Raw genomic sequence first — 25,708 nt, forward strand, 5'->3', positions numbered from 1 at the left:
GAAATGACTACTCATCTGGAAAAACTCCAAACCGCCCTCGGCACTGCCCTGGGCGATCGCGTTACTACGGTGCTTGCGCTGGGCGAGATCACCGTCACGGTGAAGGCCGCCGACTACTACGGCGTGATGCAGACCCTGCGCGATGACAAGTCGCTGGGCTTCGATCAGGCGATCGACCTGTGCGGCATCGACTACCTGAACTACGGCGACGGCGCCTGGGACGGCCAGCGGTTTGCCGTGGTGGTGCATTTGCTGTCGGTCAAGCACAACTGGCGCGTGCGCGTGCGCGCATTCTGCGCCGACGACGACATGCCGCTGCTGCCATCGATCACGCCGCTGTGGCGCGCCATGAACTGGTACGAGCGCGAAGCGTTCGACATGTACGGCATCCTGTTCGAGAACCACAACGACCTGCGCCGCATCCTGACCGACTACGGTTTCATCGGCCACCCGTTCCGCAAGGACTTCCCGGTGTCGGGCTACGTCGAAATGCGTTACGACCCCGAGCAGAAGCGCGTGATCTACCAGCCGGTCACCATCGAGCCGCGTGAAAACGTGCCGCGCGTGATCCGCGAAGAAAACTACGGGAAGTAAGAACATGGCAGAAATTAAGAACTACACCCTGAACTTCGGTCCGCAGCACCCGGCCGCGCACGGCGTGCTGCGTCTGGTGCTGGAGCTGGACGGCGAGGTGATCCAGCGCGCCGACCCGCACATCGGCCTGCTGCACCGCGGCACCGAAAAGCTGGCGGAACAAAAGACCTACCTGCAGTCGGTGCCGTACATGGACCGTCTGGATTACGTGTCGATGATGTGCAACGAGCACGCCTATGTGATGGCGATCGAGAAGCTGCTGGGCATTGACGTGCCGCTGCGCGCACAGTACATCCGCGTGATGTTCGACGAAATGACCCGCATCCTGAACCACCTGATGTGGCTGGGCGCGCACGCGCTGGACGTCGGCGCCATGGGCCCGTTCCTGTACTGCTTCCGCGACCGCGAAGACCTGTTCGACTGCTACGAAGCGGTGTCGGGCGCGCGCATGCACGCGGCCTACTACCGTCCGGGCGGCGTCTACCGCGACCTGCCGGACAGCATGCCGCAGCACAAGCCATCGATCATCCGTTCGGCCAAGGCCATCGACAAGCTCAACGAAGACCGCCAGGGTTCGATGCTGGACTTCATCGAAGCCTTCACCAACCGCTTCCCGACCTATGTCGACGAATACGAAACCCTGCTGACCGACAACCGTATCTGGAAACAGCGTACCGTCGGCATCGGCGTGGTGGCGCCGGAAGACGCGCTGGCCATGGGCTTCACCGGCGCCATGCTGCGCGGCTCGGGCATCCAGTGGGACCTGCGCAAGCACCAGCCGTACGAAGTGTACGACCTGATGGACTTCGATATCCCGATCGGCACCAACGGCGACTGCTACGACCGCTACCTGGTGCGCGTGGAAGAACTGCGCCAGTCGAACCGCATCATCAAGCAGTGCGTTGAATGGCTGCGCAATAACCCGGGTCCGGTCATGACCAGCAACCGCAAGGTGGCGCCGCCATCGCGCGTGGACATGAAGACCAACATGGAATCGCTGATCCACCACTTCAAGCTGTTCACCGAAGGCTTCCACGTGCCGCCGGGCGAAGCGTACAGCGCGGTGGAACATCCGAAGGGCGAATTCGGCGTCTACCTGATGTCCGACGGCGCCAACAAGCCATACCGCGTGAAACTGCGCGCTCCAGACTACGCACACTTGCAGTCGCTGGATGAAATGGCGCGTGGCCACATGATTGCCGACGCTGTGACCATCATTGGCACGCAAGACATCGTGTTCGGCAGTATTGACCGCTAAGTCCGAGAGGCAAAAGAATGTTGTTATCTGAGCAGTGCTACAAAAAAATCGATCGCGAACTGGCCAAGTACCCAGACGATCAGCGCCAGTCGGCCGTGATGGCCGCGCTGGCCCACGCGCAAGTGGAGCTGGGCTGGGTGTCGCCGGACGTCATGCAGGAACTGGCGGACTACATCCGCATGCCGGCCATCGCCGTGCAGGAAGTCGCGACTTTCTACAATATGTACAACCTGAAGCCGGTCGGCAAGCACAAGATCACCGTGTGCACCAATCTGCCTTGCGCCCTGTCGGGCGGCGAGCGCGCGGCGCACCACCTGAAGCAGAAGCTGGGCATCGACTACCGTGACACCACGGCCGACGGCGCGTTCACGCTGATGGAAGGCGAGTGCATGGGCGCCTGCGGCGACGCACCGGTGCTGCTGGTGAACAATCACCGCATGTGCAGCTTCATGACCAACGATAAAATCGACTCCCTGGTGGAGGAATTGAAGAAATGACGTCACTCCACAACCGTCACATCGATCCAGTCATTCTCGCCGGCCTCGACGGCGAGAATTGGCATTTGGAAGACTACGTCAAGCGCGGCGGCTACAGCGCCCTGCGCCGTATCATCGAAGAAAAAATCACCCCGGAACAAATCATCGCCGACCTGAAAGCGTCGTCGCTGCGCGGCCGTGGTGGCGCGGGTTTCCCTACCGGCCTGAAATGGAGCTTCATGCCGCGCCAGTTCCCGGGCCAGAAGTACCTGGTATGTAACTCAGATGAGGGCGAGCCGGGCACTTTCAAGGACCGCGACATCCTGCGCTACAACCCGCATGCGCTGATCGAAGGCATGGCCATCGGCGCCTACGCCATGGGCATCACGGTCGGCTACAACTACATCCACGGCGAAATCTTCGAGGTGTACACCCGCTTTGAAGAAGCGCTGGAAGAGGCGCGCGCCGCCGGCTTCCTGGGCGACAAGATCATGGGCAGCGAGTTCAGCTTCCAGCTGCACGCGCACCATGGCTATGGCGCTTACATCTGCGGCGAGGAAACCGCGCTGCTGGAATCGCTGGAAGGCAAGAAAGGCCAGCCGCGCTTCAAGCCGCCATTCCCGGCATCGTTCGGCCTGTACGGCAAGCCGACCACCATCAACAACACCGAAACCTTCGCCGCGGTGCCGTTCATCCTGAACATGGGGCCGGAGAAGTACCTGGCGATCGGCCGTCCGAACAATGGCGGCTCGAAGATCTTCTCGATTTCGGGTGACGTTGAGCGTCCGGGCAACTACGAAGTGCCGCTGGGCACGCCGTTCGCCAAATTGCTGGAACTGGCAGGCGGCATGCGCGGCGGCAAAAAGATCAAGGCAGTCATCCCTGGCGGTTCCTCCGCGCCAGTGGTGCGCGGCGAGATCATGATGCAGACCGACCTCGACTACGATTCGATCGCCAAAGCCGGTTCGATGCTGGGTTCGGGCGCGGTCATCGTCATGGACGAGACCCGCTGCATGGTCAAGGCCATGGAGCGCCTGGCGTACTTCTACTTTGAAGAATCGTGCGGCCAGTGCACCCCATGCCGCGAAGGTACGGGCTGGATGTACCGCATGATCCACCGTATCGAAAACGGTCAGGGCCGCCCGTCGGACCTGGACGTGTTGAACTCGGTTTGCGACAACATCCAGGGCCGCACGATTTGCGCGCTGGGCGACGCGGCGGCGATGCCGATGCGTGCGTTCATCAAGCAATTCCGCGAAGAATTTGAACACCACATCGAGCACAAGCAATGCTGCGTGCCCGCTTACATCTAAGCGTCACAGGTAACGATCACCATGGTTGAAATCGAAATAGACGGCAAAAAAGTCGAAGTCCCTGCTGGTAGCATGGTGATGGACGCCGCCAACAAACTGGGAACCTACATTCCGCACTTCTGCTATCACAAGAAATTGTCGATCGCAGCCAACTGCCGTATGTGCCTCGTCGAAGTGGAGAAGGCGCCCAAGCCTTTGCCAGCATGCGCCACGCCGGTCTCGGCGGGCATGATTGTGCGCTCCGCGTCGGACAAGGCCGTACAGGCACAGAAGTCGGTGATGGAGTTCCTGCTGATTAACCACCCGCTGGACTGCCCGATCTGCGATCAGGGCGGCGAGTGCCAGCTGCAAGACTTGGCCGTGGGCTACGGCAAGGGCGATTCGCGCTACGAAGAAGACAAGCGCGTGGTGGCACCGAAGGACGCCGGCCCGCTGGTGTCGATGCAGGAAATGGCGCGTTGCATCCAGTGCACCCGTTGCGTGCGCTTCGGCCAGGAAGTGGCCGGCGTGATGGAGCTGGGCATGATCGGCCGCGGCGAGCACTCGGAAATCACCGCGTTCGTCGGCCAGACCGTGAATTCGGAAATGTCCGGCAACATGATCGACCTGTGCCCGGTGGGCGCACTGACCTCGAAGCCATTCCGCTACAGCGCCCGTACCTGGGAACTGTCGCGCCGCAAATCGGTCTCGCCGCACGACGGCCTGGGCGCCAACCTGATCGTTCAGGTCAAGGGCGGCAAGGTCAAGCGCGTGCTGCCGCTGGAAAACGACGCCGTCAACGAGTGCTGGATTTCCGACAAGGACCGCTTCTCGTACGAAGGCCTGGACACCGCCGACCGCCTGACCCAGCCAATGCTGAAGCAGGGCGGCGAGTGGAAGGAAGTCGATTGGCAGACCGCGCTGGAATACGTGGCGCACGGCCTGAAGAACATCAAGCACGAACACGGCGCCAACGCGCTGGCATCGGTTGCGACCCCGCACTCGACGCTGGAAGAATTGCACCTGCTGCAAAAGCTGACCCGCGCCATGGGCTCGGACAGCGTGGAAACCCGTCTGCGTCAAAGCGATTTCTCGCTGGACGTGACCCCATGGCTGGGCATGTCGATCACCGAATTCGGCGCGCTGAACCGCGCCTTCGTGATCGGCTCGTTCCTGCGCAAGGATCACCCGCTGCTGGCCACCCGTCTGCGTACGGCAGTGAAGGGCGGCGCCAAGCTGTCCATCCTGCACGCGAGCGACGACGACCTGCTGATGAACGTCGCCAACAAGATGATTGTTGCGCCGTCGGAGTGGCTGTCGGCGCTGTCGCAAGTGGTGGTGGCTGTGGCCAAGGCCAAAGAGATCGCCGCCCCTGCCGGCTTCGAAGGCGTGCAAGCGTCGGACGCGGCTGCCGCGATCGCCGCTTCGCTGCTGTCGGGCGAGAACAAGGGCGTGTTCCTGGGCAACGCTGCCACCCAGCACCCACAAGCTGCCGCGCTGCACGCGGCCGCACAGTGGATCGCTGAGCAGACCGGCGCCAAGCTGGGCTACCTGACCGAAGCGGCCAACACCGTCGGTGCCTACATTGCCAACGCCAACGGCGGCAAAGTGCCAGCCTTCACCGAGCCGAAGCAGGCTTACCTGCTGCTGAACGCCGAACCGGAACTGGACGCGTACAACCCGCAAGCCGCTGTCGCCGCGCTGAAAAAAGCCGAGATGGTGGTGGTGATGTCGGCCTACAAGCATGGCCTGGACTACGCCGACGTGCTGCTGCCGGTGTCGCCATTCAGCGAAACCTCGGGCACCTTCGTCAACTGCGAAGGCCGCGCACAAAGCTTCAACGGCACCGTCAAGCCGCTGCTGGAAACCCGTCCGGCATGGAAAGTGCTGCGTGTGCTGGGCAACGTGCTGGGCCTGTCGGGCTTCGACTACGACACCTCGGAAGCGATCCGCGACGAAGTGCTGGGCGCCGGCGTGACCGATGTGTCGGCCAAGCTGAACAACGTGTCCAGGCTGCCGCTGGCTGCCGCCACCGCAGTATCGAGCGGCACCGAACGCATTGCCGACGTCCCGATCTACTTTGCCGACGCCATCGTGCGCCGCGCCGAGTCGCTGCAGAAGATGGCCGACGCGGCTGCGCCGCAAGCGCACCTGTCGAGCGCCCTGGCGCAGCAACTGGGGGTTGCCGCCGGCGACAAGGTCAAAGTCACCCAAGGTTCCGGCAGCGCGATCCTGGTCGCCGCTGTTGACGCCAAACTGCCAGCCAACGCCGTGCGCGTGGCCGCCGCTCACGCGTCGACCGCTGCACTGGGCGGCATGTTCGGTTCCATCACCGTTGAAAAAGCAGGAGAGGTGAAATAATGGCTCTGCCTGAATTCGTCAATACCATCAATTCCCTGGGCGCGAACAGCGTGCTGGCCCCTGTGTGGCCAGCCGTCTGGGCCCTGATCCGCATCGTCGTGGTGCTGCTGCCACTGATGGGTCTGGTTGCCTACCTGACCCTGTGGGAACGCAAGTTCATCGGCTGGATCCAGATCCGCGTCGGCCCGAACCGCGTCGGTCCCGGCGGCCTGCTGCAGCCGATCGCTGACGCGCTGAAACTGTTGTTCAAAGAGATCATCACCCCGGCCAAGGCCAACCCTGGCCTGTTCGTGATCGGTCCGATCATGACCATCATGCCGGCGCTGGCGTGCTGGGCGGTGGTGCCGTTCGGTCCGGAAGCGGTGCTGGCCAACGTCAACGCCGGCCTGCTGCTGCTGATGGCGATCACCTCGATGGAAGTGTACGGCATCATCATCGCCGGCTGGGCCTCGAACTCGAAGTACTCGTTCATGGGCGCAATGCGCGCTTCGGCCCAGATGATTTCGTATGAAATCGCCATGGGCTTCGTGCTGGTGGTGGTGTTGATGGTGTCCGGTTCGCTGAACTTCATCGACATCGTGCAAGGCCAGCAGAAGGGCTACGGCGCCGAGCACGGCCTGAACTTCCTGTCGTGGAACCTGATTCCGCTGCTGCCGCTGTTCGTGGTCTACCTGACCTCCGGCCTGGCCGAGTGCAACCGCCACCCGTTCGACGTGGTGGAAGGCGAATCGGAAATCGTGGCCGGCCACATGGTGGAATACTCGGGCATGGCCTACGCCATGTTCATGCTGGCTGAATACGCCAACATGATTCTGATCGCGGTGCTGGGTTCGATCATGTTCCTGGGCGGCTGGTCGGCACCATTTGCCTTCCTGGAATTCTGGGGCGGTTTCGGCGGCTTCTTCTGGTTGTTCGCGAAAGCGTTCTTCCTGGTGTCCGTCTTCATCTGGGTGCGTGGTACTTTCCCTCGCTACCGTTACGACCAGATCATGCGTCTGGGCTGGAAAGTCTTTATCCCGCTGACGCTGGTGTACCTGGTGTTCGTGGCTGGCTGGATGCAGACGTCCTGGAATATCTGGAAGTAAGGATTAAAGAAAATGGAACGTTTAAAAGATTTCATCGGCAGCTTCATGCTGACCGAGCTGATCAAAGGGATGGCGCTGACGGGCAAGTATATGTTCTCGCGCAAGATCACCGTGCAGTATCCGGAAGAGAAGACCCCGATGTCGCCTCGCTTCCGCGGCCTGCACGCACTGCGCCGCTACCCGAATGGCGAAGAGCGCTGCATCGCCTGCAAACTGTGCGAAGCAGTGTGCCCGGCGATGGCCATCACCATCGAATCGGAACAGCGTGATGACGGCTCGCGCCGCACCACCCGTTACGACATCGACCTGACCAAGTGCATCTTCTGCGGTTTCTGCGAAGAGTCGTGCCCGGTTGATTCGATCGTTGAAACGCATGTGCTGGAATACCACGGCGAAAAACGCGGCGATCTGTACTACACGAAAGAGATGCTGCTGGCCGTTGGCGATCGTTATGAAAACCAGATCGCCGAGGCCCGCGCGGCGGATGCTCCTTATCGCTGACACGGCGCCTGTCCTGACCTCGCCAAGGCGAGGCCACCGGCAGGCACCTACCTGGTCAGGGATTTGATCAACAAACTGTACGTCTCTTGGGTTAGTTATGGAATTTAAAACTGCTTTGTTCTACGTCTTCGCGGCCATCATGGTATTGGCCTCGACGCGCGTAATTACGGCCCGCAATCCGGTGCACGCGGCACTGTTCCTGGTGCTGGCGTTCTTCAACGCCGCCGGCATCTGGATGCTGCTGGAGGCCGAGTTCCTGGCCATCGTGCTGGTGCTGGTCTACGTCGGCGCCGTGATGGTGCTGTTCCTGTTCGTGGTGATGATGCTGGACATCGACACCGACAAGCTGCGCGAAAACTTCTGGGGCTACCTGCCGGTGGCTTCCTTCGTCGGCGTGATCATCGTGCTGGAAATGGCCGCCGTGCTGTGGCGCTCCTTCCTGTCGTTCGACCAGCAGGCTGTTGCAGCCGGCAACATCGGCGGCACCAAGGAATTGGGCATGCTGATTTACACCAAATACATCTACGGCTTTGAAATCGCCGCCGCCATCCTGCTGGTCGCGATCATTGCAGCCGTGGCGCTGACCCTGCGCAAGCGCAAGGACACCAAACACTTCGACCCTGCCGACGCCGTGCGCGTCAAACGCAATGACCGTCTGAAGATCGTCAAGATCGATCCGGTCACCAACCGTGGCGCGGCCGAAACTGAAGTTAAGGAGGCACCATGACTTTATCCCTGGCTCACTACCTCGTTCTGGGCGCGATCCTGTTCGCGATCTCGATCGTTGGTATTTTCCTGAACCGCAAGAACATCATCATCCTGCTGATGGCCATCGAACTGATGCTGCTGGCAGTGAATATGAACTTCATCGCGTTCTCGCATTACCTCGGTGATGCGGCAGGGCAGATCTTTGTCTTCTTTATCCTGACCGTGGCGGCCGCCGAATCGGCAATCGGCCTCGCGATCCTGGTGGTGCTGTTCCGTAATCTGGACACCATCAACGTAGAAGACCTGGACAGCCTGAAGGGCTAATTTAAACCTCTCGAAAAATAACGATCAAGGTTCATCATGGCGGTTACACTTAACCCTAATCTCCTGCTAGTCGTACCACTGGCGCCCCTCGCGGGCGCGGCGGTGGCCGGCCTGCTGGGAACTAAATTCTTCGGCAACGTGGTCGGTCGCAAGACCGCAACCGCGGCGACCATCCTGGGCGTGCTGGTGGCATTCATCATTTCGGCCATGACGCTGAATGACGTCATCAACGGCGCCAGCTTCAACGGCACCATCTATAACTGGATGACGGTGGCCGGCATGAAAATGGAAGTCGGCTTCCAGATCGATTCGCTGTCGGCGATGATGATGTGCGTGGTGACCTTCGTGTCGCTGATGGTGCACATCTACACCATCGGCTACATGGCGGAAGACGAAGGCTACAACCGCTTCTTCTCGTACATCTCGCTGTTCACGTTCTCCATGCTGATGCTGGTCATGTCGAACAACTTCCTGCAGCTGTTCTTCGGCTGGGAAGCAGTGGGTCTGGTGTCCTACCTGCTGATCGGCTTCTGGTACACCCGTCCGACCGCCATCTTCGCCAACATGAAGGCCTTCCTGGTCAACCGTGTGGGTGACTTCGGCTTCATCCTGGGCATCGGCCTGCTGCTGGCTTACGCCGGTTCGATGAACTACCAGGAAGTGTTTGCCAAGCGCGAAGCACTGGCCGCGCTGACCCTGCCGGGCACCGACTGGATGCTGCTGTCGGTGGCCTGCATCTGCCTGTTCATCGGCGCCATGGGTAAATCGGCACAGTTCCCGCTGCACGTCTGGCTGCCAGACTCGATGGAAGGCCCGACCCCGATTTCGGCACTGATTCACGCGGCAACCATGGTGACCGCCGGCATCTTCATGGTGTCGCGCATGTCGCCGCTGTTCGAACTGTCGGACACCGCGCTGTCCTTCATCATCGTGATCGGTTCGATCACCGCGCTGTTCATGGGCTTCCTGGGCATCATCCAGAACGACATCAAGCGCGTGGTCGCTTACTCGACCCTGTCGCAGCTGGGCTACATGACCGTGGCGCTGGGCTGCTCGGCTTACTCGGTGGCGGTGTTCCACCTGATGACCCACGCATTCTTCAAGGCACTGCTGTTCCTCGGCGCCGGTTCGGTCATCATCGGTATGCACCACGACCAGGATATCCGCAACATGGGCGGTCTGCGCAAATACATGCCGATCACCTGGATCACCTCGCTGCTGGGCTCGCTGGCCCTGATCGGTACCCCGTTCTTCTCGGGCTTCTACTCGAAAGACTCGATCATCGAAGCTGTGGCCGAGACCCACATCGCTGGCGCCGGCTTCGCCCACTTTGCGGTGCTGGCTGGCGTGTTCGTGACTGCGTTCTACTCGTTCCGCATGTACTTCCTGGTATTCCACGGCAAGGAGCGCTTCGGTCAGGCGCATGCCCATGATGATCACCATCACGCGCCCGCGGCGGCGGCCCACGACGACCATGGTCACGACGACCACGGCCATGACGATCACGACGACCACGCTCACCACGGCCTGGCCCCAGGCCAGAAGCCGCACGAGTCGCCATTCGTGGTCTGGTTCCCGCTGGTTGCGCTGGCGATCCCGTCGGTCATCATCGGTGCCCTGGCGATCGGTCCCATGCTGTTCGGTGACTTCTTCAAAGGCGTGATCTTCGTCGGTGAAAACCACCACGCCATGGAAGAACTGGCACACGAGTTCCACGGTCCTGTGGCGATGGCGATCCACTCGCTGACTACGCTGCCGCTGTGGCTGGCGATCGCTGGTGTGGCTGCGTCGTACTACTGCTACATGATCAATCCACGCGTACCGGCATGGTTCTACCAGAAGTTCAAGGCCGTACACACCCTGCTGGACAACAAGTACTACATGGACAAGTTCAACGAGACCGTGTTCGCAGGCGGCGCCCGCCTGCTGGGCAACGGCCTGTGGAATGTCGGCGACAAGACCCTGATCGATGGCCTGCTGGTGAACGGCAGCGCCAAACTGGTCGGCTGGTTCTCGACGCTGACCCGCCTGGCGCAGACTGGTTATATCTACCACTATGCGTTCGTCATGATCCTCGGCATTCTGGGGTTCCTGGTCTACTTCCTGCCGTTTTGGCACGCTTAATTAGCTGATACGCAAAGAGATAACGATAACCATGATGTCAACAATATCTTCATTACCTCCGTACCTGAGCCTCTCGATCTGGCTCCCGATTATTTTCGGCCTGATCGTGCTGGCGGTAGGCCGCGACTCCAACGCGGGCTTCACCCGCGTGCTGTCGCTGATTAGCGCGCTGATCAGCTTTGCGGTAACCATCCCGCTGATTACCCACTTTGACAATGCCGCCCACGGCATGCAGTTCGTCGAAAAAGCGCCGTGGATCGAGCGCTTCAACATCTGGTACTCGCTGGGTATCGATGGCCTGTCGCTGTGGTTCGTGCCGCTGACCGCCTTCATCACCGTGATCGTGGTGATCTCGGCATGGCAGGTGATCCAGAAGCGCGTGGCCCAGTACATGGGCGCGTTCCTGATCCTGTCGGGCCTGATGATCGGCGTGTTTGCCGCCATGGACGGCCTGCTGTTCTACTTCTTCTTTGAAGCGACCCTGATCCCGATGTACATCATCATCGGTATCTGGGGCGGCGACAACCGCGTGTATGCGTCGTTCAAGTTCTTCCTGTACACCTTCTTCGGCTCGCTGCTGACGCTGGTTGCCATCGTCTACCTGTACAACGTGACCGGCAGCTGGGATATCCTGCACTGGCACAAGGCGCCGCTGACGATGACGGAGCAGATCTTCATCTTCATCGCCTTCTTCATGGCGTTTGCCGTCAAAGTGCCGATGTTCCCGGTCCACACCTGGCTGCCGGACGTCCACGTGGAAGCGCCAACCGGCGGTTCCGCCGTGCTGGCCGCGATCATGCTGAAACTGGGTGCTTACGGCTTCCTGCGTTTCTCGCTGCCGATCACCCCGGACGCTTCGCACTACCTGTCGGGCTTTGTGATCACCCTGTCGCTGATCGCCGTGATCTACATCGGCCTGGTGGCGCTGGTACAGAAAGACATGAAAAAGCTGGTCGCCTACTCGTCGATCGCGCACATGGGCTTTGTGACCCTGGGCTTCTTCGTGTTCAACAACATGGCAGTGCAGGGCGCCATCATGCAAATGATCTCGCACGGTTTCGTGTCGGGCGCCATGTTCCTGTGCATCGGCGTGCTGTATGACCAGGCCCACTCGCGCCAGATTGCCGACTACGGTGGTGTGGTCAACAAGATGCCGAAGTTTGCCGCTTTCTTCATCCTGTTCTCGATGGCCAACTGCGGCCTGCCAGCGACCTCCGGTTTCGTGGGCGAGTTCATGGTGATCCTGGGCGCCACCCAGTACAACTTCTGGATCGGCCTGCTGGCTGCCACCGCCCTGATCTTTGGCGCAGCGTACTCGCTGTGGATGGCCAAGCGCGTCATCTTCGGCAAAGTGGCCAACCACCACGTGGCGGAGCTGGTCGACCTGAACGGCCGTGAATTCTTCATGCTGGGCATCCTGGCGGTCGCCACGCTGTACATGGGCCTGTACCCAGCCCCATTCACCGACACGATGCAAACCTCGGTCGCTGACCTGCTGGCGCACGTAGCACACAGCAAGCTGCCTTAAGTAGAACGGAAACACATAAATGATTACACCTAATCTTCAAGAAGCAGCAAACGCCGTGAACCTGGTCCCGGCCTACGCCGAGGTCGCGCTGCTGATCGGTGCTTCTGCCATCCTGTTGATCGACATGTTCCTGTCCAAGGCACAACGTTCGATCACCTACGTGCTGTCCCTGCTGACCCTGGTGGTCTGCGCCGGCATCAGCTACGCCGACTTCGCTTCGGGCGCAACGACCTATACCTTCCACGGTATGTTCGTGGCCGATCCGATGGCCAACCTGCTGAAACTGTTCACCTACCTGACTGTCGGCATGACCCTGGTGTATTCGCGCCAGTACGCCGATGACCGCGGCATGCTGAGCGGCAACCTGGGCGGCGAGTTCTACGTGCTGGCGCTGTTCGCCATGCTGGGCCAGCTGATCATGATCTCCGGCTCGAACTTCCTGTCCATCTACCTGGGCGTGGAACTGATGTCGCTGTCGCTGTACGCACTGGTGGCCATGCGCCGCGACAATGTGCGTGCGACCGAAGCGGCGATGAAATACTTCGTGCTGGGCGCGCTGGCTTCCGGTTTCCTGCTGTACGGCATGTCGATGCTGTACGGCGCGACCGGCACGCTGGACATCCGCGGCGTTTCGGCGGCTGTGGCTGCCGGCACCATCAAGCCGACCATCCTGGTGTTCGGTATCGTGTTCCTGGTGGCTGGCCTGGCCTTCAAACTGGGCGCCGTGCCATTCCACATGTGGGTGCCGGACGTCTACGACGGTTCGCCTACCGCCGTGACCCTGCTGCTGGGCGGCGCACCGAAGATCGCCACCTTCGCGATCTGCATCCGCCTGCTGGTGGAAGGCCTGCTGCCGATGGCGTTCGACTGGCAGCAAATGCTGCTGGTGCTGGCTGTGCTGTCGCTGGCGATCGGTAACATCACCGCCATCGCCCAGACCAACATCAAGCGTATGCTGGCTTACTCGACCATCGCCCAGATCGGCTTCGTGCTGCTGGGCCTGCTGTCGGGCGTGGCGGGCACCACCGACCGCACCGGCATCGCAGCGGCTTACAGCGGCGCCATGTACTATGTGATCACCTACGTGCTGACCACCGTCGGCACCTTCGGCACCCTGATGCTGCTGTCGCGCGCCGGTTTCGACGCCGATAACATCAGCGACTTCAAAGGCCTGAGCAAGCGCAGCGGCTGGTTCGCGGTGGTGATGACCATTCTGCTGTTCTCGCTGGCCGGCGTGCCGCCGATGATGGGCTTTGCCGCCAAGTTCGCCGTGCTGAACTCGGTGCTGGGCACCGGCCAGATCTGGCTGACCGTGTTTGCGGTGATGTTCTCGCTGATCGGCGCGTTCTACTACCTGCGCGTGATCAAGCACATCTGGTTCGATGAGCCGGAAGACAACGCGCCGCTGGCTGCCTACGGCGATGTCAAGCTGGTGCTGAGCCTGAACGGTCTGGCCATCGTGGCGCTGGGCGTGCTGCCTGGCCCGCTGCTGGCAGCTTGCCTGTCGGCCATCAAGGTCACCCTGGCTACCTGATGGATATCTCCACCGCCGGCTGGTTGGTGATCGCGATTGCTATCGCGGCTGCCAACCTGCCGTTCTTCAACGACAAGCTGTTCGCCGTCGTGCCGGCCAAATGGCCGGCCAAGCCGCTGTTCATCCGGCTGCTGGAAATGACGGCGCTCTACCTTGTCGTTGGCGCGGTCGGCTTTGCGCTGGAAACCCAGATCGGCGCACGCTTCCCCCAAGGCTGGGAGTTCTACGCGATCTCCGGCTGCATGTTCCTGGTCCTCGGCTTTCCCGGTTTCATCCTCCGCTACCTGCGCAAGGCTCACGGCTGATACACTATCGTTCTTCAACGATGTGGAGCAGCAATGGACAATCTCAAAGAAACGCATGTCGACGGCGAACTGGTCTACGAAGGCCATTTCCTCAAAGTCCAACGCGACACCATTCAACTTCCTGACGGCAAGCGCACCGCGCGTGAATACATCCTGCACCCCGGTGCGGTGGTGATTCTGCCGCTGCTGGACGACGGCACGGTGCTGATGGAGCGCCAGTACCGCTACCCGCTGCGCGATGTGTTTATCGAATTCCCGGCTGGCAAAATCGACAAGGGTGAGGATCCTTTGCTCGCGGCCAAGCGCGAGCTGGAAGAAGAAACCGGCTACACCGGCGGCGAGTGGCAATTCGTTACCAAAATCCACAACGCGATTGCCTATTCGGACGAGCATCTCGACCTGTACCTGGCGCGCGGCCTGAAAGCTGGCGCGGCCAAACTGGATGAAGGCGAGTTCCTGGAGACCTTTACCGCCACCATCGACGAACTGCTGCAATGGGTGCGCGAAGGCAAAATCACCGACGTCAAAACCGTGATCGGCGTGTTCTGGCTGGATAAACTGCGCGCTGGCGACTGGCAGCTATGAAATGGCTGATCGCGCTCTGCAGCCTGTTCGCCGTTACCGGCGTGCAGGCAGCGGAGCGCACGCCATTCCAGATCCGTTGCGAAGACACGATCGCCAAGTCGATCTCGGTGCTGTCGGCCAAGCAGGATGGCTACACCATTAACAACCAGCTGCCGTACCGCGCACTGACCGCACGCACCGGCAGCATGAACCGCAACATGGAAACGCTGGGCCTGACGGTGACGCAAGGCCTGCACAAGGCGCGTGTCGACAGCGGGCCGGTGCTCCAGGACCCGGCCAGCGGTTATGAATGCATCGCGCCGAAGGTGCAGATCGAGTTGTACTACTCGCCGGTGCGGGTATATGTCGGCAACGAGTTCGCGCCCGGTACCTGCGCTTACAAGGAAATCCTGGCGCACGAAATGCGTCACCTGAAGGCGCACATGGATAATCTGGAGCGCGTGCAGAACGTGGTGCGCGAGGCGCTGAACAAACGCTTTGGCGGCCAGCCCTTGTACGCGCCATCGGGCACGGCGCTGTCGGCGCTGCAGCATGAAGTGAACAGCAACTGGTTCAACTTCATCCGCGACGAGTTTGAAAAAGGCAAAGTCGAGCAGGAAAAGATCGACTCGCCGGAAGAATACGCCCGCCTGGGCAAAGCATGTAACGGCGAGATTGCCGCGATCCTCGCGCGCCGCCGAAGATAAAGAAAGTTATGACGAAATATTTTGCATTACTGCCCGCCGCCGGCGTTGGCGCGCGCATGGCGGCAAATGGGCCGAAACAGTATCTGACCGTGGGCGGCAAGCCGATGCTGCGGCATGCGGTGGATGCGTTCCGCGCGTCGCCGCTGGTTGCGCACACCTATGTGGTGGTCAGCCCGGATGACGGCGTGATCGACTCCGTGCTGCCGGCGGATCTGGATGGCGTGACCGTCCTGCGCTGCGGCGGCGCCACGCGCATGGACTCGGTGCTGAACGGGCTGCGCGCGCTGGACGGCCGGCTCGGCGCCGGCGACATGGTCATGGTGCACGACGCCGCGCGTCCCGGCCTGACACCGGCGCTGATTGCGCAGCTGATCGAAGGCGTGGGCGACGATCCGGCCGGCGGCCTGCTGGCCTTGCCGGTGGTGGATACGATGAAGCGCAGCACGCCGGGCGCCGATGGCCTGAGCGTCAGCGCCGCCACCGTGCCGCGCAGCGGATTATGGTCGGCGCAGACGCCGCAGATGTTCAGCTACGCGCTGCTGCTGCGCGCACTGGGCAGCGCGCCGGACGCCAACGCCATCACCGATGACGCCAGCGCGGTCGAAATGCTGGGCTACGCACCGCGGCTGATCGAAGGCCATCCAAGGAATCTGAAAGTAACGCTGCCGGCGGACATCCGCATTGCCGAGATGTACCTGGCTTACAAGGAAGACTGAACATGAACAAACTCCCATTCCGCATCGGCCAGGGCTATGACTGTCACGCGCTGGTGGAAGGCCGCAAGCTGATCATTGGCGGCGTCGACATTCCTCACCACGTCGGTCTGCTCGGCCATTCGGACGCCGACGTGCTGTTGCACGCCATCACCGATTCGATCCTGGGGGCGGCCGCGCTGGGCGACATCGGCAAGCACTTCCCGGATACCGATCCTGAATTCAAAGGCGCCGATTCGCGCAAACTGCTGCGTGAGGCGGCCAGGCGTGTAGTGGCGACCGGCTACAGCATTGGCAACGTGGATTGCACCATCATCGCCCAGCGCCCGCAAATGGCGCCGCACATCATGACCATGCGCGCCAACATCGCGGAAGATCTGGGTGTGGACATCAGCCAGGTCAACGTCAAAGCCAAGACCAACGAAAAGCTGGGCTACCTCGGCCGAGAAGAAGGCATCGCCGCCGAGTCCATCGCGCTGCTGATATCCGCGTAATCGATACCTCGGTGCTTCGCCCCGCTCTGGTTCAAGCTGGCGACAGTGGTTGGCGGCTTCCTTTATTGTCGGTGGATGCGACAGGAAGGCGGGGATGTGGAAACTATTCGGAGTGGCTGTCGGGCTGGCTTTGGTGACACCGCCGGGGGCGCAGAAGTCTGCGACGACCCGCGCGCTCGAGGCCGGCGCCAAGGTGTTGCAGCGGAATCGTCCGGTCGCCGGTTTCGATATTTATCGAGAGCCGCGACCGCAAGATGAAGCTCGATACTGCGCAAACACGCCAGCAGCGCAGCGATCTTCAATCGCTGGCCAAACCACAGTCGGGTGTGGATGATCTCAAGGGTAAATTTGCCCGTCCCACCAGCGACATTCCCGGCGTGACGAGCAAATAGCCGCTACGGCGTTAACAGAGCGCGCAAGCGGTCCTCTGTGCCTGGCAGGCGCTCCAGCCGAGGATAGCGCAGCGAGTCAAAGTACGGAACGCTGACACTGCGTGTCGCCCCATCAGCCTCGATGGTCAGTTCGATGGCGCGCTTGCTGACAGCAGCGTCGCGGATGGCTTGCTTCAGCGCCTCGTCCGAATAGGCCTGTCCCCCAATGGCCGTCAGCCTCGCGCCCAGGCTGATGCCAGCCTTGAAAACCGGCCCTTCCCATGCCACGCTCTTGACTGCACCTTTCTTGCCAATGACCAGACCCAGTGAGGTGGACAGGTCCGTCCCGCCGAGGTCTTTTTCGTATTGGATGAAATAGTCGGTTGGCTGATCGGTGTAGACCAGGCGATAGCCGCTGCGCTTCAGACCATCCAGCAGATGCGTGTCGTCGTGCGCGTTCAGGCGTTGCGTGAAGTAGCCCGCCCAATCGTAAGACGCGATCTTGTTCAGTGTCTTGCACACGTCTTCGAAAATGTAGGTGCTGATGGTGCGCGCATTGTCTCCAGCGCCGAAGAACACGGCGGCGAAGTCCTGCATGCTCTTGCGGTCGCCGGTCAGTTCGCGCAGCAGCATGTCGACATCCAGCCAGAGCATCACGCCCTCCGCGTAGTAGTCCTCGCGGCGTTGCCAGTCGCGCCAGTGCACCGGCTTGGCCGGCATGTAAAGCGCGTCGACGGTACTGTCCTGCAGCGATTTCCATGCGCGGCCGGGACGATTCGCCATCAGCGACGCATCGACCGCCAGCGCATCCAGCGCCTGCTGCACCGCGCGCAGTCCGAGCCGCGGCGTCATGACGTGCGCCCAGAATTCGGTCTGGCCTTCGTATACCCACAACAGACTGCCGCGCATTGGCAGATTCAGGTTAGGGGTCCACAAGTCCGCAGGCTGGCGCGTGCGGCCGTTCCATGAGTGGATGAATTCGTGGGCCACCAGATTTGCCATCAGCGCCTGTTCGCCCGCATCCTGCGCATAGTTGGCGGAGACGTTGATCTCGGTCGATTCCTGGTGTTCGACGCCGCCGCCGGAAATCATCATGTCCGACAGCGACATCAGGAAGTCGAAGTGCCGGTAGTGCTGCGAACGGAATAACTGTGGCACCGCCTTTGCCATCGCGCTGAATTTGGAGATCAGTTCCGGTGGCAGATTCAAGGCCGCCTCGTTATCGCCAAACATATTGAGACGTACTGACGCGGCCAGCTCGATGCTCTTCGTATAGCGGCCCGCGTAGACCGGCGCATCGACCAGGTCTTCAAAGCTGGCGGACCTGAATTGCACGCGGTTGCCGCTGGTTTCAGCCGTCTCCAGCGAGGTCGCAAAGCGGAAGCCATCCGGCATCGTCAACCCGGCCTGCACGTTGATATTGCGGATAAACCAGCCAGCCGGATAGAGCGCCACTTTCTGCCAAGGCAGCATCAGCATATCGCGCGACATCAGCTTGGGGCCAACGGCTGCGGGCAGATACTGGAAGGTGATATCCAGTTCGCGCACGCCAGCCGGCACCTCGACATGGAAAGCATAAGGATTGACGACATCGCGGCGCCATGCGAGCTGCCTGGCGCCAGCCTTGATCGTCAAGCCAGCCAGCGGCGCCGCCTCCTGCGTGGCCGAATGGCTGCCGGTCTCCCACTGCGGATACAGCAATACCATGTTGCCGGCTTTTTGTACCGGAATGATCTCGCGCACGCGGAAGATTTTATGGATGCTGTCGGTGGCATCGACCTGCAGTCTGATTTCGCCTTTGAACGGTATGTCGCGCGGCGCAGCGATGGCGGGCGTGGCTGGCGCAGGCTGTGGCCCAACGCTGGAAAACGCCGGAGCGATGAACGCTGCGGCGACAAGAGCAAGTAGTCTGGTTTTGATCATAAGGCTTGTTTTGCAATATGTGTGCCATATGATAAGCCTTTGATTTCAAGGCTGCGTGACTGTCCGCGTGGCCGCAAGCGGTCACGCGGACGTCCGCTTATGCGGGCCCGCGCAGCAGCAGGCCGGCGATGGCTGCGTCCAGTGTGGTGGTGCCTTTGCGTGGCTGACCTTCGAATTCAATCCAGCCCTGGTTGAAACCGTCCAGCATTTGCATGCGTGGTGTCGGATTCCGCATGCCTTGCGCTATGAACAGCGCTGCCCAATCGTTGCGAGGTACTGCGTGGACGCTCACCTCTTTTTCCAGCAGGCGGCTGAAGCTTGCGGCGATATCGGCGGGACTGATGCGTACCGGTCCTTCCAGCTCCACGACGCGATGACCGGTCCATGTCTGCTGCAGCAGCTCTGCCGCCAGGGCCGAGATATCGGCGCAGGCCACCATCGCTACCGGACGGTCCAGCGGCTGCAGGTAGCTGGCGATAGTGCCGGTCGCGCGTGCCGAGGCCACATCCCACAGGCTGTTTTCGATGAACCAGCCGGCACGCAGGAAAGTCAGCGGCAGCTCCAGCGCGCCCAGCTCACGCTCCATGATGCCCAGTTGATTCAGCAGGTTGGGCCGCGCCGCCTGGGCGCCGATGGTCGATAGCGCGACTACCCGCTCTGGGCGTGCGGCGGCCAGTGCTTCGCGCAAGGCGGCGATGGTGCGGCGCGCTTCGGGGAAGCCCTCGGTCGGATCGAACGTTGGCGGCAGCAGCACGAACACGGCTTCGGCGCCGTTGAAAGCGTGGGTGAGGGCGGCGGCATCATTCAGATCCGCCAGTGCCACCTCGGCGCCGCGCGCCGCCCATGCCGCGCCTTTGGCCGCATCGCGCACCACGGCGCGAACCGGCAAGCCCGCTGCCAGCAGCTGCTTGCCCAGTGCGGAGCCTACCTGCCCAGTGATACCCGTAATTACATACATGATGTTCTCCTTGAAAGTTCGATGGGATGAATTTTGCGGGAAAACCACCTATACTCCGATAGCATGGGATGCATATCATTAATGACTAATTGGCATATATGACATTCGACGAAAGAGCAGTGAATGGCATGCGGGTGCTGACTGCCATCGTGGACAGCGGCAGCTTCGTGCGCGCGGCGGAGGTGCTGGAGATGTCGCAGTCCGGCGTCAGCCGCGCCATTGCCCGGCTGGAGGCGCGGCTCAACATCCGCCTGTTCGACCGCACCACGCGCAAGGTCGCGCTGACCGACGAAGGCCGGCGCTTCTACGCGCAGATCGTCCCGCTGCTGGCGGGATTGGAAGACGCTGTGGCTTCAGCCGGCGAGGGCGCCGTCAAGGTGCGCGGACGTCTGCGGGTGAATACTGATCCGCTGTGGGCGCGCTTGCTGCTCGGCCCCAGGCTGGGCGGCTTCCTCAAACGCCATCCAGAATTGGAACTGGATCTGGTGGCGCGTGATCATCTGGGCGATCTGGTGGGAGATGGATTTGATCTGGCGGTCCGCCTTGGCCAGCCGCAAAGCTCATCGCTGATCGCGCGCAAGCTGATGGACACGCGCGTGCTGACCGTTGCCTCGCCGGGTTACCTGCGCAAGCACGGCACGCCGAAAAAGCCGGCGGATCTGGAAAGCCCGGGCCACACCTGCATCCATTTCCGTAATCCGGCGACCGGCCGGCCGTTCGATTGGGAGTTTCATCGCGGCGGAAAGGTCACCATCGTCCATCCGCACAGCCAGGTGACGCTGAACGAGGCCGGCATGATGGAAAGTCTGCTGATGTCAGGCTACGGCCTGGCCCAAGTGATCGACATCGCGGTCGAGCCGATGGTGCGCAGCGGCGCGCTGGTGCCGGTGCTGACCGCATGGCCGGATGAACGCTTTCCCTTGTATGCGTATTATCCGTCGCGCCATCACCCGCCGGCCAAGACGCTGGCCTTCCTGGAATTCGTCCAGTCTCTGCTACCATGACGGCTTTAAAGGAGTAGATGATGGCGCGGGACAGTTACGCATACCGGCAGGTCGCTGTGGAGTCCACCGAATGGCATGGCAAAGTGGAGATCCACCCCGTCTCCGGCCAGGCCTATGCGACCGACCTGAATGTGCAATGCTCGCGCCGCATGAGCGACACCAGCATCTACCCTTTGGGGACCATCTTCCTGGTCAACGCCAAGTTGACCGACCGCCTTGGCGGGCCGCAGTACCTGTATGTCTGGCACGGCGACGAGATCAAGGCCTTGTCGGACAGCGAGGCCGAGGTCTTCCTCGGCGCTTACCGGCGCGTGCGGCTTTAATGCACTGCGTGTAGTTTCACGGCAGGCTTCTCGGCGTCACGCGCCCACAGCAGGGCGATGGCCGCTGTTACCACCGCCAGCACGCCGCCCACCACCATCGCGCTCGATACGCCCAGATGATCGACTGCCAGGCCGCCCACCAGCGCGCCGCTGGACAAGCCGATCTGCGCGGTGGTGACAAAGACCGCGCCACCGCTTTCCATGGCATGCGGCGCGGCCTGGAAGATCCAGGTCTGCACCGACATCGGCATCATGCCAAATGCAATTCCCCAAACCACCACCAGCAGCGCCGCGCCAATCAGGCCGGTGCCCAGCAAGGGCAGGGCAAGGGTGGAAATGCCCATCACCACACCGGTGGCGATCAAGCCGGCACGCACGCTGCGCGCCAGAATTTTGCCGGCGATGACATTACCGGCCAGACCGGCCGCGCCGTACACCAGCAGCAGGATGCTGATGGTTTTGGCATCCAGATGCGCGACCTGCGCAAGGAAGGGCGTGATATAGGTGTAGGCCGCGAACTGGCCGATAAAAATCAGCAGGGTGATGAAGATGCCCAGCCGCGCCTTCGGCACGCGCAGCAGCTCAGGCAACTGGCTGAACCTGATCGACTCTTTCGCCGGCAGCGATGGCAGCAGACGCATTTGCGTCAGCACCACCAGCAGCGCCACCAGCGCGCCGGCGTGGAAGGCGACGCGCCAGCCGAACAATTCACCCACCAGCGCGCCCGCCGGCACACCGGCCACAGTGCCGATCGAGACGCCGGCGAAAATCATCGACAGCGCTTTCGGCTCCATCCCCTGTGGCACAAGGCGCGTGCTCAAGGCCGGGCCGAGCGCCCAGAAGCCGCCCACACCCACGCCCAGCAGGGCGCGGCCAAACAGCACCAGCGGGAAGGAATGCGAGAACGCAACGATCAGGTTAGACAGCAGCATGGTGCCGGTCAGGCCCCACAGCACGAAGCGGCGGTCGGCGCGGCCGATGCCGACCGTGACCAGGATGGCAGCCACGGCGGCCACCAGGCCGGGCACGGTGACCATCATGCCGGCCACGCCCTCGGTCACGCCCAGTTCGGCGGCGATGGCGGGCAATAGGCCGACCGGCAGGAATTCGGTCGTCACCAGGGCGAAGGCGCCAATGGCGATGGAAAGGACGCCGGGCCATGAAGCGCGGGGAGCTGCAGCGGGTAGTTCAACCGGCTCGACAGCTTGGGTATTGGTGTTGTTTTGCATAACGGAATCCTTGTAGCGGTAAAAATGCTTGAGTTTTTTACTGGTCGGTTCATAATGTCGTCTGCGAGATGCTTTGTCAATGAATTTTTAACCGAATGGTATGAAAGAGAGAAAAATCGGCCGCCCGCGCACCTTCGATGCGGACAATGCGCTGGAAAAGGCTATGAAAGTTTTCTGGGAGAAAGGTTACGAAGGCAGTTCACTGCCGGAGCTGACCGAGGCCATGGGCATGAACCGGCCCAGCCTGTACGCCGTGTTTGGCAACAAGGAGAACCTGTTCCGGCTGGCGCTGGAGCGTTATGGCGCCACCCATGATCCGCTGTTTGACGCCGCGCTGGAGAAAAGCACCGCGCGCGAGGTGGTTGAGCATTTCCTGCGCGGTAACGCCAATGCCCAGACCGAAGAAGAGGCGCCGCACGGCTGCCTGGTCATCAATGGCGCGCTGGCGTGCAGCGACGATGCGCTGCCGATTCGCAACTCCCTGATCGAACGGCGGGCGGCGGCGGAAGTGCGGCTGCGCGCGCGCTTTGAGCGGGCCAAGCAGGACGGTGACTTGCCGGCCGATTTCTGCGCCAGCCAGATGGCGCGCTACGTCATGACGATCTCCAACGGCATGGCCGTGCAAGCCGCCGCCGGCGCCACGCGCCAGCAACTGCAGGAAGTGGTCGACCAGGTCCTGCGCGGCTGGCCGAAATAATCCGGGGTCAGGTCCGCCATTTCTACACGGCCTCAACCGTAGCGACCGCTACGGTTGAGGCCGTGTAGAAATGGCGGACCTGACCCCGGAGTTTGACCCCGGAGTTAGTCGGTGCTGTCGTCGTCGTCGTCTTCGGTGTCGGCGGCGCCGGCTTTGATGGTTTGGGTGCGGGCGGTGTCGACTGCCGCTTTCAGTTTGCCAGCGTTGCTCATGAACTGGTCGACGCTGCGGTCGTCACTGTGCCGTACTTCCGGCGGCAGCAGGACTGACATGTAGAGCTCGTCCGCCGCGCGGCCGGTGCTTTGCAGGTTGGCCAGCACCATCAGCCCCGAACCCGCCAGCAGCATGACGGTCGCGGTGATCAGGAAGCGGCGCGGGTGGTGCGGTTTGATGGTCAGCAGGTGGAAGAACACCATGCCGCAGGCGATCGCCAGCGTCACCAGGTTGCCGTAGCGCGTCAGCGATTCGGCCGACCAGGCATAGGCCAGCACCGAGCTGCCGGCGCGCCACAATCCCACGGCCGCCAGGGCGCTGCCCAGAATGAACAGGTGGCGCCCCATGCGCGCATGGCTGCCGAACAGGCGGTTGGCCAGCGCCCATACGCCGGCCCACAGCAGGCCGGCCGCCAGGCTGGAGGCCAGCACCAGCAGGTAGCGGATCAGGGCGAACGGTTCGACGTCCGACAGCCACGTCTCCAGGCAGGAGAACACGGCGATCAGTACCAGGCCGATGGTGGCCGGCGTCGCCCCTTCCCAGCCGTGCATGGTGGTGTCGGCGATTTCCGGCGCCACCGGGAAGTCGTACGGCCGCACGCGCAGCCGTGTGTGACCGAGGCGTACCACGGTGTTGCCGTCCAGCGTGATGCTGCTCTGGCGGCGGCCTTTGTAGACGCTGCCGTTCTTGCTGCCGAGGTCGCGCAAAACGACCTGATTGTGCTCGTCCAGTTCCACCACGGCGTGGCTGGCGGCGCTGTGGGCGTCGTCCAGGATGACTTCGTTGTCGTAGCTGCGGCCGATGCGGATCGGCAGTTGAGCGACCTTGTGACGGTGTAGCACGTCGCCATTGCGGGCGAGGATTTCGACGAAGTAGGGGGCTTTCATTTCGCGCCTCCTTTCTTCGGTTTCTGCTGCGCCAGCGACAGCGATTCAAGGAACACGCGCGACAGACGCAGGCCGTTTTCATACGAGACCCCGCGCGCATCGAGCCGGCTTTGCAGACTCATCAGGCCCTGGTCGGTGCTGGCGGTCAGCAGCGCGAAGTCGTACAGGCCGGCGAATTTGCGGTAGGCGCGCACGCACAGCACGGCGCGCAGCGGCAGGTCTTTGTTTTTGACGAAGTCTTCGGTGCAGTTGGGGCCGGTCAGGCGCGAGTCCTTGTTGCTGCCGAAGTGTTCGTTCTTGAAGGAGGCGCTGGCCAGTTGGGCGAAGCGCAGTTTGTCGAGGCCGGCGCTGCGCAGGAACTGGTGGCGGATGCTGATCTGCCCGGTCTGCAGCGAGCCGCTGACGAAGATCGCCGATTCCATCGCGCAGCTGGCGTCGTCCACCGTGAACGGCTTGTCGGCCTTGACGTTGGAGCGGCCCCAGCAGCGCATCTGCTCCGATTCGCGCACCGGCACCTGGTAGGGGCCCATCGGCTTCAGGCTCAGCGGGCTGGCCAGCAATTGGTTGACCATCGCGGACTGGTGGCTCAGCAACTGGCCGGCCACCACCGCGGTGAAGTCGGCCGGCGCTTTTTGCTGGGCTTCGACTTTTTTCAGCAGGTCCTGGGCGTAACGGGCCGGCACCAGGAAGCTGACCAGCTCGCCGTCGAGGCGCTTGGAGACGTTGACGCCGGCCACCGAACCGTCCGCCGTCACGCTCGGGCCGCCGCTCATGCCGGAGTTGATCGGGCCGGTGAACATCAGCTGGTCGTAGAAGCTGCGCGCGATGACGCCGTTGTAGGCGCCTTCCGAAATCGCGAAACCGAGGTCAAGCGGGTTGCCCATCGAGTACAGGTACTGGCCCTGGGTCAGGCGCGCCAGTTGTTCGGGCATCTTGAAGAAGCCGGTACCGTTGCGGTTGACCCGCAGCACAGCCAGGTCGTGCAGCACGTCGACCGCCAGCAGTTCGACATTGCCGCGCTGGCCGCTGGTGTCCACCCATTCACCGACGTAGGTGTCGGGATCGAGCGCGAATTGCGAGACCACGTGGTAGTTGGTCAGCACCAGGTTGCTGGTGCCGATCAAAAAGCCGGAACCGACCGAGGACTGCGTGCGGCCGCTTTTCAGCAGCGAGCGCACTTGCAAGATGTCGTGCTTGGCGGCGGCGTACAGGTGCTGGGCGGCGCTGGAGGGCGGCGGCAGCGGCGCGCTGTCGGCGCTGGCTGCGGCGTCGGCGCCGGTGCCCGCAGCAGATGACGGCGCCGCGCCAGACGGGCTGGCGGTCGCGGCGGGCGTGGCGGGTGTGGTGTTGCGGGCGGCGTGCGGTGCGGGCGCAGCCGCCGTGGCTGCCTTGGCGCCATGCGGCGCCGGGGCGGCCGCTTGCTGTGCGGCGGCAGGGTCTGCGGCGGAGGCCGCGCTGGCAACGCCGGCGCAGGCCCAGGTTAAAGCAAGAATGCGGGCGAGCTTGATGACTTTCATGCAGTCCTTAAAACGTTA

At 62.2% G+C, this 25,708-nt stretch carries 26 protein-coding genes; 21 read left to right on the forward strand and 5 right to left on the reverse strand.

From position 1 onward, the window contains the following. Window positions 1-3 precede the first annotated feature (3 nt). The 18 genes from ABDW57_RS13640 (at window position 4) to ABDW57_RS13725 (ending at window position 16,960) form a co-directional block, all read left to right on the forward strand. Window positions 4-594: an NADH-quinone oxidoreductase subunit C gene (locus ABDW57_RS13640; RefSeq protein ID WP_343730730.1), complete on the forward strand. Its 591-nt coding sequence runs from the start codon at window positions 4-6 to the stop codon at window positions 592-594. Window positions 595-598: 4 nt separating this feature from the next. Then, the gene (locus ABDW57_RS13645; protein ID WP_176644772.1) at window positions 599-1,852 is read left to right on the forward strand and encodes an NADH-quinone oxidoreductase subunit D; all 1,254 of its coding nucleotides are present in this window, start codon (window positions 599-601) and stop codon (window positions 1,850-1,852) included. A 17-nt stretch (window positions 1,853-1,869) separates the two neighbouring features. Then, a complete protein-coding gene (gene nuoE / locus ABDW57_RS13650) occupies window positions 1,870-2,349 on the forward strand; it encodes an NADH-quinone oxidoreductase subunit NuoE (RefSeq protein ID WP_343730731.1) in 480 nt (159 codons plus the stop codon). After that, window positions 2,346-3,641, forward strand: a complete 1,296-nt coding sequence (gene nuoF / locus ABDW57_RS13655; RefSeq protein ID WP_343730732.1) for an NADH-quinone oxidoreductase subunit NuoF — start codon at window positions 2,346-2,348, stop codon at window positions 3,639-3,641. The genes nuoE and nuoF overlap by 4 nt, the downstream gene beginning before the upstream one ends. Window positions 3,642-3,662: 21 nt before the next feature. Then, on the forward strand, window positions 3,663-5,981 hold the full coding sequence (gene nuoG, locus ABDW57_RS13660; RefSeq protein WP_343730733.1) for an NADH-quinone oxidoreductase subunit NuoG: 2,319 nt from the start codon (window positions 3,663-3,665) through the stop codon (window positions 5,979-5,981). Further along, a complete protein-coding gene (gene nuoH / locus ABDW57_RS13665) occupies window positions 5,981-7,066 on the forward strand; it encodes an NADH-quinone oxidoreductase subunit NuoH (protein ID WP_343730734.1) in 1,086 nt (361 codons plus the stop codon). The genes nuoG and nuoH overlap by 1 nt, the downstream gene beginning before the upstream one ends. A gap of 12 nt (window positions 7,067-7,078) precedes the next feature. Next, window positions 7,079-7,567: an NADH-quinone oxidoreductase subunit NuoI gene (gene nuoI / locus ABDW57_RS13670; protein WP_019920325.1), complete on the forward strand. Its 489-nt coding sequence runs from the start codon at window positions 7,079-7,081 to the stop codon at window positions 7,565-7,567. A gap of 97 nt (window positions 7,568-7,664) precedes the next feature. Then, on the forward strand, window positions 7,665-8,294 hold the full coding sequence (locus ABDW57_RS13675) for an NADH-quinone oxidoreductase subunit J (RefSeq protein WP_343730735.1): 630 nt from the start codon (window positions 7,665-7,667) through the stop codon (window positions 8,292-8,294). Continuing rightward, entirely contained in the window at window positions 8,291-8,599 is a 309-nt protein-coding gene (gene nuoK / locus ABDW57_RS13680) for an NADH-quinone oxidoreductase subunit NuoK (protein WP_072780604.1), read from the forward strand. The genes ABDW57_RS13675 and nuoK overlap by 4 nt, the downstream gene beginning before the upstream one ends. Before the next feature lie 36 nt (window positions 8,600-8,635). After that, the gene (gene nuoL / locus ABDW57_RS13685; RefSeq protein WP_343730736.1) at window positions 8,636-10,723 is read left to right on the forward strand and encodes an NADH-quinone oxidoreductase subunit L; all 2,088 of its coding nucleotides are present in this window, start codon (window positions 8,636-8,638) and stop codon (window positions 10,721-10,723) included. A gap of 31 nt (window positions 10,724-10,754) precedes the next feature. Continuing rightward, complete coding sequence (locus ABDW57_RS13690; RefSeq protein WP_343730737.1) at window positions 10,755-12,251, forward strand: NADH-quinone oxidoreductase subunit M; 1,497 nt, start codon at window positions 10,755-10,757, stop codon at window positions 12,249-12,251. 19 nt (window positions 12,252-12,270) lie between these two features. After that, on the forward strand, window positions 12,271-13,785 hold the full coding sequence (nuoN, locus tag ABDW57_RS13695) for an NADH-quinone oxidoreductase subunit NuoN (RefSeq protein WP_343730738.1): 1,515 nt from the start codon (window positions 12,271-12,273) through the stop codon (window positions 13,783-13,785). Continuing rightward, entirely contained in the window at window positions 13,785-14,090 is a 306-nt protein-coding gene (locus ABDW57_RS13700) for a DUF2818 family protein (RefSeq protein ID WP_343730739.1), read from the forward strand. Before nuoN ends, ABDW57_RS13700 begins: the two co-directional genes overlap by 1 nt. Window positions 14,091-14,123: 33 nt before the next feature. Beyond that, the gene (locus ABDW57_RS13705; protein ID WP_343730740.1) at window positions 14,124-14,675 is read left to right on the forward strand and encodes an NUDIX hydrolase; all 552 of its coding nucleotides are present in this window, start codon (window positions 14,124-14,126) and stop codon (window positions 14,673-14,675) included. Continuing rightward, the gene (locus tag ABDW57_RS13710; protein ID WP_343730741.1) at window positions 14,672-15,361 is read left to right on the forward strand and encodes a hypothetical protein; all 690 of its coding nucleotides are present in this window, start codon (window positions 14,672-14,674) and stop codon (window positions 15,359-15,361) included. Before ABDW57_RS13705 ends, ABDW57_RS13710 begins: the two co-directional genes overlap by 4 nt. Window positions 15,362-15,369: 8 nt before the next feature. Continuing rightward, window positions 15,370-16,077, forward strand: coding sequence for a 2-C-methyl-D-erythritol 4-phosphate cytidylyltransferase (gene ispD, locus ABDW57_RS13715; protein WP_343730742.1), 708 nt, complete (start codon window positions 15,370-15,372; stop codon window positions 16,075-16,077). A 2-nt stretch (window positions 16,078-16,079) separates the two neighbouring features. Beyond that, window positions 16,080-16,568: a 2-C-methyl-D-erythritol 2,4-cyclodiphosphate synthase gene (gene ispF / locus ABDW57_RS13720; RefSeq protein WP_343730743.1), complete on the forward strand. Its 489-nt coding sequence runs from the start codon at window positions 16,080-16,082 to the stop codon at window positions 16,566-16,568. 254 nt (window positions 16,569-16,822) lie between these two features. Further along, entirely contained in the window at window positions 16,823-16,960 is a 138-nt protein-coding gene (locus ABDW57_RS13725) for a hypothetical protein (protein WP_343730744.1), read from the forward strand. Window positions 16,961-16,963: 3 nt separating this feature from the next. On the opposite strand, the gene ABDW57_RS13730 is transcribed toward ABDW57_RS13725, so the two are convergent. Both ABDW57_RS13730 and ABDW57_RS13735 read right to left on the reverse strand, forming a co-directional pair. Further along, complete coding sequence (locus tag ABDW57_RS13730) at window positions 16,964-18,862, reverse strand: peptidase M61 (RefSeq protein WP_343730745.1); 1,899 nt, start codon at window positions 18,860-18,862, stop codon at window positions 16,964-16,966. A 97-nt stretch (window positions 18,863-18,959) separates the two neighbouring features. Continuing rightward, a complete protein-coding gene (locus ABDW57_RS13735; protein WP_343730746.1) occupies window positions 18,960-19,820 on the reverse strand; it encodes an NAD(P)H-binding protein in 861 nt (286 codons plus the stop codon). A 98-nt stretch (window positions 19,821-19,918) separates the two neighbouring features. On the opposite strand from ABDW57_RS13735, the gene ABDW57_RS13740 reads away from it, so the two are divergent. Together ABDW57_RS13740 and ABDW57_RS13745 are read left to right on the forward strand one after the other, a co-directional pair. Further along, a complete protein-coding gene (locus ABDW57_RS13740; RefSeq protein WP_343730747.1) occupies window positions 19,919-20,824 on the forward strand; it encodes a LysR family transcriptional regulator in 906 nt (301 codons plus the stop codon). A 17-nt stretch (window positions 20,825-20,841) separates the two neighbouring features. Then, window positions 20,842-21,147: a hypothetical protein gene (locus ABDW57_RS13745; protein WP_343730748.1), complete on the forward strand. Its 306-nt coding sequence runs from the start codon at window positions 20,842-20,844 to the stop codon at window positions 21,145-21,147. On the opposite strand, the gene ABDW57_RS13750 is transcribed toward ABDW57_RS13745, so the two are convergent. Next, window positions 21,144-22,376, reverse strand: coding sequence for an MFS transporter (locus tag ABDW57_RS13750; protein WP_343730749.1), 1,233 nt, complete (start codon window positions 22,374-22,376; stop codon window positions 21,144-21,146). The genes ABDW57_RS13745 and ABDW57_RS13750 overlap by 4 nt on opposite strands. A gap of 100 nt (window positions 22,377-22,476) precedes the next feature. Here ABDW57_RS13750 and ABDW57_RS13755 point away from each other — a divergent pair, with 100 nt between their 5' ends. Continuing rightward, on the forward strand, window positions 22,477-23,073 hold the full coding sequence (locus tag ABDW57_RS13755; protein ID WP_343730750.1) for a TetR/AcrR family transcriptional regulator: 597 nt from the start codon (window positions 22,477-22,479) through the stop codon (window positions 23,071-23,073). Window positions 23,074-23,177: 104 nt separating this feature from the next. Here the strand turns inward: ABDW57_RS13755 and ABDW57_RS13760 are convergent, their stop codons facing one another. Beyond that, window positions 23,178-24,173, reverse strand: coding sequence for an FHA domain-containing protein (locus tag ABDW57_RS13760; protein ID WP_343730751.1), 996 nt, complete (start codon window positions 24,171-24,173; stop codon window positions 23,178-23,180). Next, window positions 24,170-25,690: a serine protease gene (locus ABDW57_RS13765; protein WP_343730752.1), complete on the reverse strand. Its 1,521-nt coding sequence runs from the start codon at window positions 25,688-25,690 to the stop codon at window positions 24,170-24,172. Before ABDW57_RS13765 ends, ABDW57_RS13760 begins: the two co-directional genes overlap by 4 nt. Window positions 25,691-25,708 lie beyond the last annotated feature (18 nt).

Source organism: Duganella sp. (assembly GCF_039595735.1).
GTDB lineage: Bacteria > Pseudomonadota > Gammaproteobacteria > Burkholderiales > Burkholderiaceae_D > Rugamonas.